This is a genomic window from Flavobacterium aestivum, from assembly GCF_026870175.2.
GTDB lineage: Bacteria > Bacteroidota > Bacteroidia > Flavobacteriales > Flavobacteriaceae > Flavobacterium > Flavobacterium aestivum.
Window position 1 is genome coordinate 4,119,671 of the sequence record NZ_CP113977.2, and the last position, 13,927, is coordinate 4,133,597.

General features: G+C 32.3%; 16 protein-coding genes. 4 read left to right on the plus strand and 12 right to left on the minus strand.

Going from position 1 to position 13,927, the window contains the following annotated elements:
• Positions 1 to 71: 71 nt before the first annotated feature.
• The 11 genes from ftsY to OZP08_RS17565 all read right to left on the minus strand — a co-directional run bounded on the left by ftsY (position 72) and on the right by OZP08_RS17565 (position 9,155).
• Positions 72 to 1,025, minus strand: a complete 954-nt coding sequence (ftsY, locus tag OZP08_RS17515; protein WP_281322464.1) for a signal recognition particle-docking protein FtsY — start codon at positions 1,023 to 1,025, stop codon at positions 72 to 74.
• A 177-nt stretch (positions 1,026 to 1,202) separates the two neighbouring features.
• Positions 1,203 to 1,355, minus strand: a complete 153-nt coding sequence (locus OZP08_RS17520) for a DUF4295 domain-containing protein (protein ID WP_116760430.1) — start codon at positions 1,353 to 1,355, stop codon at positions 1,203 to 1,205.
• 75 nt (positions 1,356 to 1,430) lie between these two features.
• The gene (gene rpmG, locus OZP08_RS17525) at positions 1,431 to 1,613 is read right to left on the minus strand and encodes a 50S ribosomal protein L33 (RefSeq protein ID WP_017495179.1); all 183 of its coding nucleotides are present in this window, start codon (positions 1,611 to 1,613) and stop codon (positions 1,431 to 1,433) included.
• A 27-nt stretch (positions 1,614 to 1,640) separates the two neighbouring features.
• Positions 1,641 to 1,877 carry a 50S ribosomal protein L28 gene (gene rpmB / locus OZP08_RS17530; protein ID WP_024980263.1) on the minus strand — a complete coding sequence of 79 codons (237 nt, stop codon included), beginning with the start codon at positions 1,875 to 1,877 and terminating at the stop codon, positions 1,641 to 1,643.
• A 72-nt stretch (positions 1,878 to 1,949) separates the two neighbouring features.
• A complete protein-coding gene (locus OZP08_RS17535; RefSeq protein WP_268847375.1) occupies positions 1,950 to 3,203 on the minus strand; it encodes a CinA family nicotinamide mononucleotide deamidase-related protein in 1,254 nt (417 codons plus the stop codon).
• A 182-nt stretch (positions 3,204 to 3,385) separates the two neighbouring features.
• On the minus strand, positions 3,386 to 3,730 hold the full coding sequence (locus OZP08_RS17540) for an Hpt domain-containing protein (protein WP_268847376.1): 345 nt from the start codon (positions 3,728 to 3,730) through the stop codon (positions 3,386 to 3,388).
• Positions 3,730 to 4,341 (minus strand): fumarylacetoacetate hydrolase family protein, encoded by a 612-nt coding sequence (locus tag OZP08_RS17545; protein WP_268847377.1) that lies wholly within the window; start codon positions 4,339 to 4,341, stop codon positions 3,730 to 3,732. The genes OZP08_RS17540 and OZP08_RS17545 overlap by 1 nt, the downstream gene beginning before the upstream one ends.
• 54 nt (positions 4,342 to 4,395) lie before the next feature.
• Positions 4,396 to 5,166 (minus strand): 3'-5' exonuclease, encoded by a 771-nt coding sequence (locus tag OZP08_RS17550; protein WP_281322465.1) that lies wholly within the window; start codon positions 5,164 to 5,166, stop codon positions 4,396 to 4,398.
• 128 nt (positions 5,167 to 5,294) lie between these two features.
• Complete coding sequence (locus OZP08_RS17555) at positions 5,295 to 6,635, minus strand: dihydrolipoamide acetyltransferase family protein (protein ID WP_268847378.1); 1,341 nt, start codon at positions 6,633 to 6,635, stop codon at positions 5,295 to 5,297.
• An 83-nt stretch (positions 6,636 to 6,718) separates the two neighbouring features.
• Complete coding sequence (locus OZP08_RS17560; RefSeq protein WP_281322466.1) at positions 6,719 to 7,882, minus strand: glycosyltransferase family 2 protein; 1,164 nt, start codon at positions 7,880 to 7,882, stop codon at positions 6,719 to 6,721.
• An 82-nt stretch (positions 7,883 to 7,964) separates the two neighbouring features.
• Positions 7,965 to 9,155 (minus strand): BamA/TamA family outer membrane protein, encoded by a 1,191-nt coding sequence (locus OZP08_RS17565; RefSeq protein WP_281322467.1) that lies wholly within the window; start codon positions 9,153 to 9,155, stop codon positions 7,965 to 7,967.
• A gap of 342 nt (positions 9,156 to 9,497) precedes the next feature.
• Here OZP08_RS17565 and OZP08_RS17570 point away from each other — a divergent pair, with 342 nt between their 5' ends.
• Positions 9,498 to 10,451, plus strand: a complete 954-nt coding sequence (locus OZP08_RS17570; protein WP_281322468.1) for a T9SS C-terminal target domain-containing protein — start codon at positions 9,498 to 9,500, stop codon at positions 10,449 to 10,451.
• A gap of 1,318 nt (positions 10,452 to 11,769) precedes the next feature.
• Here the strand turns inward: OZP08_RS17570 and OZP08_RS17575 are convergent.
• The gene (locus OZP08_RS17575) at positions 11,770 to 12,453 is read right to left on the minus strand and encodes a S24 family peptidase (protein WP_268847381.1); all 684 of its coding nucleotides are present in this window, start codon (positions 12,451 to 12,453) and stop codon (positions 11,770 to 11,772) included.
• A gap of 284 nt (positions 12,454 to 12,737) precedes the next feature.
• On the opposite strand from OZP08_RS17575, the gene OZP08_RS17580 reads away from it, so the two are divergent.
• Genes OZP08_RS17580 through OZP08_RS17590 form a run of 3 tightly spaced genes read left to right on the plus strand, consistent with a single transcriptional unit; the run spans position 12,738 to position 13,881 of the window.
• Positions 12,738 to 12,875 (plus strand): hypothetical protein, encoded by a 138-nt coding sequence (locus tag OZP08_RS17580; protein ID WP_268847382.1) that lies wholly within the window; start codon positions 12,738 to 12,740, stop codon positions 12,873 to 12,875.
• Positions 12,868 to 13,152: a hypothetical protein gene (locus OZP08_RS17585; protein ID WP_268847383.1), complete on the plus strand. Its 285-nt coding sequence runs from the start codon at positions 12,868 to 12,870 to the stop codon at positions 13,150 to 13,152. Before OZP08_RS17580 ends, OZP08_RS17585 begins: the two co-directional genes overlap by 8 nt.
• A gap of 12 nt (positions 13,153 to 13,164) precedes the next feature.
• Positions 13,165 to 13,881: a DUF3164 family protein gene (locus tag OZP08_RS17590; RefSeq protein ID WP_268847384.1), complete on the plus strand. Its 717-nt coding sequence runs from the start codon at positions 13,165 to 13,167 to the stop codon at positions 13,879 to 13,881.
• Positions 13,882 to 13,927: the final 46 nt, after the last annotated feature.

Consider the following 13,927-nt stretch of genomic DNA (forward strand, 5'->3'; position numbering starts at 1 on the left):
AAAGCCGCAATACTTACAAAATAAAAGTATATGGGACTTGCATTTTTTAGGGAAGAAAAATTCATAAACTATTATTTAAAAAAGCTATCTACAAACTCGTATTTATTAAAAACCTGTAAATCTTCAATTCCTTCACCAACACCAATATACTTAACAGGGATTTGAAATTGATCCGAAATACCAATAACGACACCACCTTTGGCAGTACCATCTAACTTAGTCACCGCTAGCGAAGTAACTTCTGTGGCAGCAGTAAATTGCTTGGCTTGTTCAAAAGCATTTTGTCCAGTAGAACCATCCAAAACCAGCATTACGTCATGTGGGGCATCTCCAACCACTTTTTGCATTACACGTTTTACTTTTGAAAGTTCGTTCATCAGGTTAATCTTATTATGCAAACGACCCGCAGTATCGATTATAACAACATCAGCATTTTGTGCTACCGCAGATTGCAAGGTATCAAAAGCTACCGAAGCTGGATCACTTCCCATTTCTTGTCTAACAATGGGTACATCAACCCTATCAGCCCAAATTTGCAATTGATCAATGGCAGCCGCACGAAAAGTATCTGCAGCTCCCAAAACTACTTTAAGACCTGCTTTTTTGAATTGATAAGCCAATTTTCCTATTGTAGTTGTTTTACCTACTCCATTCACCCCAACTACCATTAAAACGTATGGTTTCGTGTTTATTGGAATAACAAATTCCGTTGCTTCACCAGTATTGGTTTCTGATAATAAGCCCGCAATTTCTTCTCTTAATATTTGGTTCAACTCATCAATACCTAAGTATTTATCAGCCTCAACTCTTTTTTCTATTCGGGTAATTATTTTTAGAGTCGTGTTTACTCCTACATCCGAAGAAACGAGGATTTCTTCTAAATTGTCTAAAACATCATCATCAACTTTTGACTTTCCAGCCACTGCTTTGGATAACTTGGAAAAAAAAGTAGTTTTAGTTTTCTCTAGACCTTTGTCTAATGATTCTTTTTTCTCTGAGGAGAATAATTTTTTAAAAAAGCTCATTTAAAATGAAGATTTACGATTTGGAATTCACATTTTCGAAAATTTCAGACAACAAATATTAAAAAAACTTAAAAATTTATCTCTAAAGGCAATGTTCTCTATTTCGAGTTGTAAATATAGAAAATAAAAAAGCTACTTCCGAATGAAAGTAGCTTTTCTATAAAATTTGTAAGTCGATTATTTCTTTTTCAAGAATTCGTCAACTGCTTCAGGAGCCATAATAGATTCAACGAATGTATATGCTCCGGTTACTGGAGATTTCACCATTTTGATGGCTTTTGATAATCTCTTAGAAGATGTTTGTAACGATGCTACTGTTTTCTTTGCCATGATTCAAATGTTATTTGAATTTTAATAAAATCTACAAATGTAACCATCTGAGATTTCAATAAAAATCTCTAATTATTATTTAATTTCTTTGTGAACAGTAACTCTTTTCAAGATTGGATTAAATTTTTTAATCTCTAATCTATCTGGAGTATTTTTTTTGTTCTTTGTAGTTATGTATCTTGAAGTACCAGCAACACCTGAAGTTTTGTGCTCAGTACATTCTAAAATTACCTGGATTCTATTTCCTTTCTTTGCCATCTTGCTATTTTTTTATTTTGGAAAAGATTATTTAATAAATCCTTCTGACTGCGCTTTTTTCAAAACTGCAGCGATTCCATTTTTATTAATTGTTTTTATCGTAGATGCTGCTACTCTAAGAGTAATCCATCTATCTTCTTCTGGAAGATAAAAACGCTTCTTAACTAAGTTTACAGAAAATTTTCTCTTAGTTTTGTTCATAGCGTGAGAAACGTTATTTCCTACCATCGCTCTTTTACCTGTAAGGTCACAAACTCTTGACATTATACTTATCTTTTATCGTTATCTAAAATCAGGGTGCAAAGAAAAGAAAAATAAACCTATAAAACAAAATATTTAAAGCTCTTTTTTCAAAATTTCTTTCTGCAATATTTCAAGACTCTTAACTACAGCTCTATCTATCACTTTATCACGGGGTTGACCAAAATTAAATTCTTCAACAATCACTCCATTTGGTGTAGCCAATGCAATAAATACAGTACCAATTTCTGCATCCCCCTCCTCTTTAGTTGGACCTGCATTTCCTGTGGTAGCAATTGCATAATCGGTTTTCATTATCTTTTTCACGCTCAAAGCCATAGCGGATGCGACAGCAGCGCTAACTACCGCATGCTCCTCTATCAAACTTTCCGATAATCCCAAAACATCAATTTTTACTGAAGCGTCATACGAAACAACACTTCCTTTAAAATATTTTGAAGCTCCCGGAACTGCTGTCAATGTTTGTGCAATTTTACCACCGGTACAACTTTCTGCAGTAGCAAGAGTTTTATTTTGTTGAGTAAGCAATCTTCCCAGCACAACTTCAATCGTTTCATCTTCCTCATAACCAACAATTATATCACTAATAATAGCATCCAAAGAGCACACATATCCCTCTATTGCTTTTTCTAGTTTCACCTTATCTGTTCCTCTTGCCGAAAGTCGCAAACGCAGTTTTCCCGGACTAGGCAAATAGGCCAATTTCAAAAATTCCGGCAAACTATCCTCCCACTCCTCGATGCGCTCCGCAACAATACTTTCTCCTTGCCCATAAGTAAGTATTGTCTTATGTATAATATAAGGTCTTTTATATTCTTTGATTACCTTTGGCACAACTTCATTTTCTATCAAATATGCCATTTCATATGGCACTCCAGGTAGCGATACAAAAACCGTGTTTTCTTTCTTCATCCACATTCCAGGAGCCGTCCCCATCTTATTATGAAGCACTGTACATTTTGATGGAACTAGCGCCTGATCTTTATTGATCTGAGTTATTTTTCTTTTAAAAAAACCTTCTATCAATTCAGTAACATGAGCCAAAACTTCTTTATCAACAACTAATTCATCTTCAAAATAATCACAAAAAGTTTTCTTGGTAACATCATCTTTCGTTGGCCCCAATCCACCGGTAACAATAACTAAATCTACTGTATTTTGAAGCTTAGAAAACGTATTTAATATATGCTCTTTGGAATCACTAATCGAAATAATCTCATTGATTTCAACACCTATTCTATCTAATGCTTTTGCTATAAATGCAGAATTGGTATCTACTATTTGACCAATTAATATTTCATCTCCAATGGTAATTATAGTTGCTTTCATATATTGGTTATTATTTTTTTATACAAATCTAACTCCTCTAAACAAATTTACCCAACAAAAACATCAGTTAAATCCTAAATATTATTAAATAAAAATAAAAAAATCCAACAACTGTATGTTTTAATACAGCTGTGGATTTAAGTTATATTTTTTGATTGCAAAGAAGATTAAAATGAAACTAATTAAAGATCAAAATCTTTTTTCAACTCTTTAATAGCATCTTTTACCTGAGTTTTAACACTCTTATACGTCTCAATAATCTCTTTCTTCTTGCCTTCCGATTTTGTCCAGGCTTCTATTTGTAAAATTTCTTCGAATGCCACATTTAAACCCATCAAATCTAATGTTGGCTTTAATTTATGTGCGAAAGCATACGTATGTTTGTGATCCTTGTTCTTAATCCCCTCTCCTATTTGTATCAAATCTTCAGGGACTTCAGTAACAAATAAATTTAAGATTTCACTCACGAAATCCGGATCATTATCTGAAAGTGCGTACACTTTTGCTAGGTTATATTTTAAAGCCATTATTTCACTTGTATTCTAAATAGTTTTTGTCCTTCTAAAAATCCTTCTAAAACATCGTCTGGTTTTACTACCGCAACCCCTGCTGGCGTTCCCGTAAAAATAATATCACCTATTTTTAAAGTAAAATATTGAGAAACATAGGATATAAGTTCATCTATATTCCACAACATACAATTAGAGTTACCTTTTTGTACCGTATTATTATTATTCTTTAATTCAAATGTAATATTTTCCAATGAAACAAACTGACTTTTTGGCAAAAATTCTCCAATAACCGCAGAGCCATCAAATGCTTTTGCTTTCTCCCATGGCAGTCCTTTCGCTTTTAATTTTTCCTGAAGATCTCTAGCCGTAAAATCAATCCCTACACTAATCTCATCATAATATTTGTGAGCAAACTTAGGCTCTATATATTTCCCTACTTTGTTTATTTTAACTATAAGCTCAATTTCATGATGAATATCCTCAGAAAATTCAGGAATTACAAAAGGATGTTGCTTCAACAAAACTGCCGAATCTGGTTTCATAAAAACAACTGGTTCCGAAGGGCGTTCGTTTTTTAATTCTTCAATATGATTGGCATAATTTCTACCGATACAAATTATTTTCATTCTTTTTGAGTTTCTAAGGCTCTAAGATTCTATGTCACTAAGAATCTCAGAAACTTACTTTGTATTTAGTTTTCTTAATTTAATCGCAGTCAACACTTTCTTGGTATACAGAGGAAAATCTGCGTTCTGAATCCAGCTAAAATACCCCGGTTCAGCCTCTAAAACTTTATCAACTTTTGCCCCTTTGTGTTTTCCGAAAGTAAAAATTTCCTCATCGTCTTTATCAAAAGCGATCATTCCTGCAAAATCAGCAATTTTTTTTCTGGTAGTAAACTCAGACAATGATTTTACATCATTTTCCAATTCAGGATAACGATCCAATTGTGCTTTCAGGATTTCATAAGTAGCCATGGTATCTGCTTCTGCAGAATGAGCATTATCCAGTCCTTTACCACAATAAAATTTTAAAGCAGCACTTAGAGTACGTTCTTCCATTTTATGAAAGATAGTTTGTACATCTACAGAAACTCTTCCTTTCATATCAAAATCTACTCCTGCACGTAACAACTCTTCGGCAAGCAACGGAATATCAAAACGATCCGAATTAAATCCTGCCAAATCACTATCCTTAATCATATTGTAAACCTGAGAAGCCAATTCATTAAATGTAGGTTCATTAGCCACTTTCTCATTACTAATCCCATGAATCGCTGTTGATTGTGGTGGAATAGGGATCGTAGGATTAACCAACCATGTTTTACTTTCTTTATTTCCGTTAGGGAAAACTTTAAAAATTGATATCTCTACAATTCTATCTTTTCCAATGTCAATTCCGGTTGTTTCAAGATCGAAAAAGCAAATTGGTCTATTCAGTTTAAGTTCCATTTTTTGTTTTTGAATTTGCACAAATATAAAAATTTGGGTTTGATTTCGTTTAATGTTTCATAAAATAACGAAAAAACAAAACCCGACAAATTATAAAATTTGTCGGGTTCTTTTGTATTTATACAGAATTAATAATCTCTATTTACATCAAAAGCTTCTAGGTAATCTGCTACTCGTTTCACAAAACTTCCTCCTAATGCTCCATCTACCACACGGTGGTCATAACTGTGAGATAAGAACATTTTTTGACGAATTCCAATGAAGTCACCTTCTGGAGTTTCAATAACTGCTGGCACTTTTCTAATAGCACCAAGAGCTAATATCCCTACTTGTGGCTGATTGATAATTGGTGTTCCAAAAACACTTCCAAATGTTCCCACATTGGTAACTGTATAAGTTCCTCCTTGAGTATCGTCTGGTTTTAATTTTCCTGCTTTTGCACGGTTTCCTAAATCATTTACCGCTTTTGCCATTCCTACCAAGTTTAATTGATCTGCACTTTTAATAACTGGAACAATTAAATTTCCGTTAGGTAAAGCTGCTGCCATTCCTAGGTTGATATTTTTCTTTTTAATGATAAAATCACCATCTACAGAAATATTCATTCCTGGGAAATCTTTCAATGCTTTTGCAACTGCTTCCATAAATATTGGAGTAAAAGTCAATTTTTCGCCTTCTCTTTTTTCAAAAGCATTTTTTACTTTATCTCTCCATTTTACAATATTAGTTACATCTACTTCAATAAATGACTGTACGTGTGCCGAAGTTTGAACTGATGCTACCATATAACCAGAAATCAGCTTACGCATTCTGTCCATTTCGATAATTTCATCACCTCCATTTACAGAAACCGGAACTGCTGCTTGTGATTTACTAACCGTATTTTGAGCAACTACTGGAGCTTCAACAACTTTAACCGGCTCAACAACTGCTGCAGCTGCAACTGGCTGATTAGTAACAACTGGTTGATTCCCTCTATTTTTTACGTAATTTAATATATCTTCTTTAGTAACACGGCCGTCTTTTCCAGAACCTCTGATACCTTCTAACTCAGCCAAAGTAACTCCTTCTTCTTTTGCTATGTTTTTCACTAATGGCGAAAAGAACTTATCGCTTTCAGAAAAATTTACTGGTACAGAAACTGATTCTTTAACCGACTCGATTGTTTTCTGAATTTCAGCAACAGCTGCTGGCGCAGCTTCTGCACTTGTCGTTTCAACATTTCCACCTTCGGTTTCAATAATAGCAATGGTCTGCCCTACTTGAACTAAATCATCTTTACCAAATAACTTTTCGATAAGTACACCCGAAACCTCAGACGGAACTTCAGAATCCACTTTATCGGTAGCAATTTCCAAAACTGCTTCATCGGCTTCAATTTTGTCGCCTACTTCTTTTAACCAATTTGTGATTGTTGCCTCTGCAACGCTTTCTCCCATTTTAGGAAGCTTTAATTCAAATCTTGCCATATTGTTAATCTAAAAGGTGATTTTGATTTTCAGTTTGCGAAATTACTAAATATTATCAATATAAATTACACTAAATATAATTTTTACTTCATTTTTACAACTTCTCCTCTATCATCAGAAGAATCGCTACCAATTATGAAATTTGTTTTTTTGGGTATAATTCTAAATATAATCCCTTTGTTTCTATAATTTTCATGAATATTAATGCATTCTTTGAAAGAAACAAACTCATTATCCAAAATAATCTGTGTCCCTTTTCCTATTGAAATTAACGACAAATTTACCTCTTTTTCTGTTTTCCAATCGAGAAAATCGACCTTTTTTTGTACCACAAACGCTATTATTTTTGCTAATACTGCAGATGAGGATAACAACAAATAATTTTTAGGCATGCTTTTGATTTTTTCCCTACCCTGAATTCTTTTTATCAAAGAAAAGAATACAATTCCTATTTTCATAAATGCCGAAAAAAGAAAGGAAGCCTGAAAATGTTTTCTATAAAAATACTCCATAGCTTCTTGAAATCGTTTCATATAAGTACCGTCCTTAACTGTACTTTCTCCTTTATAATGTATTACTGTTGTTTCGTGAAAATAATAATTTGATTTTCCTTTTTGCAATACCCTATACGACAAATCAATATCATCTGAATACATAAAACAATCTTCATCAAACCCTCCCACTTCATTATACAGTTCTCTTTCTAGAAACATAAAAGCACCAACCAAAATATCAACTTTACCTGTTTGATTTTCGGTTAAATGTTGGGCGTAATATTTATTTAAAAAAACAGATCTTGAAAATATTTTATACAAACTGGTAATCTTTGTAAAGGCAACCCATGGTGTTGGAACTCCTCTTTTACTTTCGGGCAGAAAATTACCAGTGCCATCTATGAGCTTTACTCCTATTATTCCTAAATTGGATTGTTTTTTGGCAAAAGCCAATACTTTTTCAAATGTATCTTCAGCTACAACGGTATCTGGGTTCAGAATACAGATATATTCACCTTTTGCCTGAGCTACTCCTATATTATTCCCTTTTGGAAAGCCTATATTTTGGTCATTTTGAATGAGTTTGATGTTTGGGAAACGATTTCTCATCATTTCGCAACTATCATCAGAAGAATTATTGTCGATGACAATTATCTCGGAATCTATGTTTTTCAAAGCGCTTTCAACACTTAGCACACATAGCTCCAAAAAATAGCGAACATTATAATTGAGAATAATAACCGATAATTGCATTTTTCAAAGATATATTTTAAGTCTTAAAGTCGCAAAGTTTCCTAATAACAAAGTCTACTCTTAATTATTAACGCTCTCGAAATTAAAAATTTTCCGAAAGTCCGACTCTAAAAGTCCAATCATCCTTACTGATACCGAAATCTGCAACCAGATTACAATCATTAACTTTATTCCATTTTATTCTAAGACCTGTTCCTATGGCCGGAGTCCAATTATCAAAACGATAGGTATCCAGATTAGAAACTGAAGAAATATTTCCGTAAAAAACCGCTCCGAGAAAACCGTTTCTTGTAATATCTGTACGATATTCCGTTTCTAAATACAATAAAGAATTACTTCGGTAGCGATTGCGAGTGAATCCCCTGCCTGTTTTACCATAACGATCCCAACCTATACTTGGCAAATCCAAATAATGGGGCTTTCCGTCGAAAACTGCCCAATAAAATATTCTAGATGCCAGTACTTTATGACGAGTATCACTAAAGGAAATATACTTCCGTGCATCTATATATATTGATTTCCAATCAGTATCACTACCAAAGGTTTTAGAATTGATACGATAATCGGCCTCAAAATAATAACCTTGTTTGGGATTTAAAATGTTTTTTCGGGAATCATACAAAGCCTGAAAAGCTATTCCGGAAGAAAGTTCATCCGAGTAATTTCCTTCCTGATATAAAGTAAAATCTGTTGGTTCTGATATTTTTGAATCTTCAGAAATATTCTGATAATTATCCAATTGAAAGCCCAGTCCTAAACGAAAATCTCCTATTATCTTTCGGCTTACAAATTGATAAAAACGAATTTGCTGATAATTTACTTCTGACTGTGGATCTTTTGAACTATTGCCGCCTAAACCATAGGTAAACTGCGGATAAATCATAAACCTATAATCGCCTATAAAATTATATTTATTGTCTTTTGTATAAATGTATGACTGTATCGGGAAAGAATATTGTCCTGTAAAACTAGTTGTTGGGGTAAAATAGACCTCGGACATTTTGGTTGTTTCATGGTTTTTGTCTAGAAAAAAAGTAGTTACGAATGACACTACCAGTCCGCCTTCGGCGCTCTTCATATCTGGAGCAGGCATTAGAGAAAAGGCTATTTTTCTTGATTCTTTTGTTTTCAGACTGTCATTTTTCAAAAAAATACTTTTCAAAATCTGCTTTCCATCCAAATCATTGCTTCTAAAGTCTATTTTCTGAGAAAAAGAAATAAAAGAAGTAAGAACCACAAAAAACAGAAGCAAATTTTGTCTAATGAAACCCATACATTTTATTAAATATTTAGGAAAAAATAACTCTTTGGTCTTCAAATATAAGGAAAAAAAGTAAAACAGATAAGTGACATAAGTCCATTTAAACTTAGCTTCTTGCACCTTTATTTAAGAATTAGTTTAATTCCCAAATACAAAAAAAATATAACCTCAATAGCCCCGATGAAAGGGAAAATCCTTTTTATTTTTCTTTTAAAAATAAAAAGATTGGAATGACAGCGGGAACGATACCCCGAAAAAAGCCTAATTATTCGCTCCTTAAACCTTTTATTTATGAATTTAGGATTACAACCATTTGTTTGATATCTTGCTTTTGATTTCAATTTGAACACAACAATGCAAAAATTTTTCATCCTTTTTTTTCTGGTTCTAACAGGTTCTTATGCCCAAGTTCCGGGCTGTACAGATCCTCTTGCGAAAAATTTTGACCCAAAAGCTACACTAAACAATGGAAGTTGTCTCTATGCTTCCGTAAAAGTAAAGCCTGAGTCCACGCAAAAAATCAGCGATTCTATCTCGGAAACTTCTGGTTTGATTGCTTTTGAAAATACATTATGGACACACAATGACGACTACGATACAACTCTTTATGGTCTAGACACGAAAGGACAAATCAAGAAAAAAATTAATCTTCAAGGTTTAAAAAATACAGACTGGGAGGCTATTTCACAAGACAGTTCGTATCTCTACATTGGCGATTTTGGAAATAACTACAAAGGAAACAGAAAAGATTTACGGATTTTGAGAATTGAAAAAAAATCAATCTCAATGTCTACTCCCGTGATTGATAGTATTTCTTTTTCGTATGAAAATCAAACGGATTTTGCAGCTCAAAAACCAAATACCACTGATTTTGACTGTGAGGCTTTTGCAGTATTACAAGACAGCATTTATTTGTTTACCAAACAATGGACAACAGAAAAAACAAGTATATATTCCGTACCCAAAAATCCAGGAACACATATTGCACAACTCAAAGTAACCCTAAACGTAAAAGGCTTAATAACCGATACTGCTGCATTACCTAAGAAAAAAGGAATTGTTTTATGTGGGTATTCTAAAATGCTTCAGCCATTTGTGTATCTATTATACGACTACAAAAACAACAATTTTTCGACTGGAAACCAACGAAAAATAAAAATTGCATTGCCATTTCATCAGATAGAAGGAATTACTACCCAAGATGGATTACTCTTTTACCTAACGAATGAAGCCACTATAAAAAAACCATTTGTAAACACTCCTCAACAAATACATTCTATTGATTTAAGTTCGTATTTAAAAGAGTAAATACCTCATCTCTCTTAGCTCAGCAAGAAACTATGCAGGTTTAGAAAACGAATTGGATGTTGAAGTGCTAGATTTGTTTTAGATAATTGAATTACTATGTGAGCACGGATTACTTCGTCAATTCACTTCGCTCCTGTGCAAATCCGCGCTATCATTGTACTTAATTTATAATCATAACATATCCGGGCGATCGGGCTATGCAGGGCTGAAACGCATTATTCCGCTAAATTGCCTAAATCTACTACAAGAATTAGCAAATCTTTTATAGCTAAAATAATTGTAAAAAAATTGGTGGAGTTGATCCTTCACAATATATTAAATTATCAAAAGCAAAAATAAGAAAAGGTTCTAAAGAACAAACTCTAGTTCGCTAATCTTACATTACTGTACAGTTAGAGAACATCTCTGTAAAAGGGGCGCACATCTATTTTTTCAAAAAGAAATTTCTATTAATCTTTGGAATCTTATAAGGGAACAAATATTGAAATTAAGATAGAAGGAGAGGTACTATCACTAGAGAATAACAACCATTGATTTTATAGAGAAAATTTTGAAGAATTTAGCAAAAATAACGATTCCAAATTGCCACTAATCAAATAAGCAAATCAGGAGGAGGGGTATGTCCCTTAGAGATTGCAACATTGATATTATCATGTGCAGCATAACTCATTATGGTTTATTTGTTCCTGAAGGTCTTGTAACAACAGTTACCTCAGGAACAAAAACCAATTAAAAAATCACAAAGTATATCATCAGATTCATTTACATTCAAATTGAACTTACATGAAATTAATTTTTTATTATATCATTTCAAAAATTGACCGAGTTAAGGATTCTGGGGCTTAATTTTTAATCAATTTCCAACCTTTTTTAACAAAAAAAAGACATTACTGAGTATATAAAAAAACATTAAGAATATGATTTAGATACATAAAGAACTTATAAATAAAAAACTTTTTAGATTCAAAATGGAAACCCCTATTTTTATATGTCTAAAAAAAGACACACTATTTTTTTGTTTTTTTTAAAAAAAAAAAAACAAAAAAAAAAAAAAAAAAATAGTTATCTGCTTTATTTACAAACACTTAAGACACATGGCTAATAATCTCAAAAGTTTTCTATCTGTTTTTATAGTATCGACAACTAATCCATTAAAATAAAAACGCTATAAATTCCATAAAATACCCCAAAAAGCTAGACACTATTTGGGGCATTTTTATTTTAATTACCTCAACACAAAGAAAACTTTATACTTTACATTCAACCAAACCAACTCAAATAATCATACTCTAAAAGAATAAATTTCATTTACCTTTTTTTACATCATAGTATTAATACGAATACTTGCTTTTATGAGAGCCAATGCAGATATTTTTGAGATATGAATATCTTTAGGCTGATGATGAGAATTCTGACTTACCAATTTTACAAATTCCTGACCTTGTTCTGATTTCTGCACATATTTTACCGTAATATATTCTTCCCATTCATTTAACTTAACACTCAAAAGATACATTTCACCAAAAAAGATATTTTCAAATTCGGTTTCTTTATACAACACTATATCACCTGATTTTAATAATGGATACATACTATCACCTGTCACAGAAATTGCACCATCACATTTAGGCAAATTCGGTATTTTTATAGTATCCAGTACTCTTTGTGGTTTTCCACTATTAAATAATTCTCGTAAACCTGCCACAGCTTCCAGATCATACAATGGGATTTCCTGGCTCGTATGAAGCGAATCAATTGTTTTTCTATCATTATTCATTATTACAATATTAGCGTTGTTTTCCTTTAGCATTGATCCGTTACCTGTCAATAACCATTCTGAATTTATTTCTGGATAATAATGTAATATTTTACACGCCTTATCAGTCCCCATATTACTACTATTATCTAAAAATTTATTAGAAAACCCTAGATCATTACAAAACTTATACTTGCTAATCCCTTTATAATCAAGATATTCCCTCATTCTTTCAGTTGACCCCATAAAAAGATGTATTTTTTTACGTTAATTATTTGTTTTAATGTATTATTTTACATTATATTTGCAAAGTAAAGAAAAATAAAAATCAAAAACAATACAATTGCATACAAATTAACGGAATGCAGAAGTAAACAAAAAATGAAAATAAAAAGCAACTATATGATTACTAGCTAAAAATCGATTTTTCACAAAACGAAAACCAAATAACAATCTAAAATTAAAAACATGGATAAAACTACGAGTCAAAAAACACCACATTCATTATTAACATTTAATCAAAATTAAAAATGACAATTCCTCAAATCAAAACAAAAATTCAGGAACTGGAAAACTGGCTAATCGAAAATCCAAATAGTTCTGAAAGAAATTTAATCGAGTCAGATATAAAAAAATTAAAAAATCAATTAGAGAAAAATCATGAGTAAAAAACAAATCGAAGCCCGTATTGCATTTTTATATCTAGCACTTCAGTATTGCTCTGAAAAAACGAAAACTTTCACAGTCGGAGAAAGAATCTGCATTAATCAAGAACGTTTTCAATGGATGCACATTCTAGACAATGAAACTGTCTCTCCACGCCCCGTTTCACAAAGTATTGAAAATAAATTGAAAGAGGTTTCAAGACTTGCTGCTCAGCATAATTTCAAACCTTATTATGAAGATCCATTCAAAGACGAAACAGAAATTTTATTACAAAACTAAAAACCTGATATTATGAACACTCCAGCAACAACCAATTTCAACCCAGCTATGGACTTATCTCAATTCTCAGCCCAACAATTAAAAGAGGCTTTAAACAGAATCGAAAATAAAAAAAACGAAGAAAGAGATGCTTATAAAAAATTAGTAGCCGAAACGATTCCGAAAGCACTTTCGAGATTACATGAAACATCTGAAATGATGAGAAATGCCAAAACAGAAACCTTTCAATTGTTCGAAACTATTCTGGATCTAAAAAACCAGGTTTACGGTTTCAAGGAAAAACAAATGTCTCATACTTTCTCTAATGACAAAGAGGAAATTACGATTGGATATCGCATTAATGAAGGTTGGGATGATACCGTAACCATTGGTATTGAGAAGGTTCAAAATTACATTTCGTCTCTTTCTACCAGCAAAGAAACAGCCTCATTAGTTAAAATTGTTTTTAATCTGCTAAAAAAAGATGCCAAAGGAAACTTAAAAGGCTCAAGAGTTCTAGAACTTCAAAAACTAACCAAGGAATTCAACAATGAAGAATTTACAGATGGTGTTGAGATTATTGCTTCTTCATTTAAGCCTGTACGTTCAAGCTGGTTTATTGAGGCCAGTACAATTGGCGAAAACGGTATCAAAACCAATATTCCGTTATCTATGTCATCAGTAGATTTTTTACATGGCTATGCTTTTAATTTCTTTAATCAGCAAAACGAACAAAATCATGCAGCCTAATAGCGACATCTACACATTGGTACTTTTAACCATTTTACTGATTATA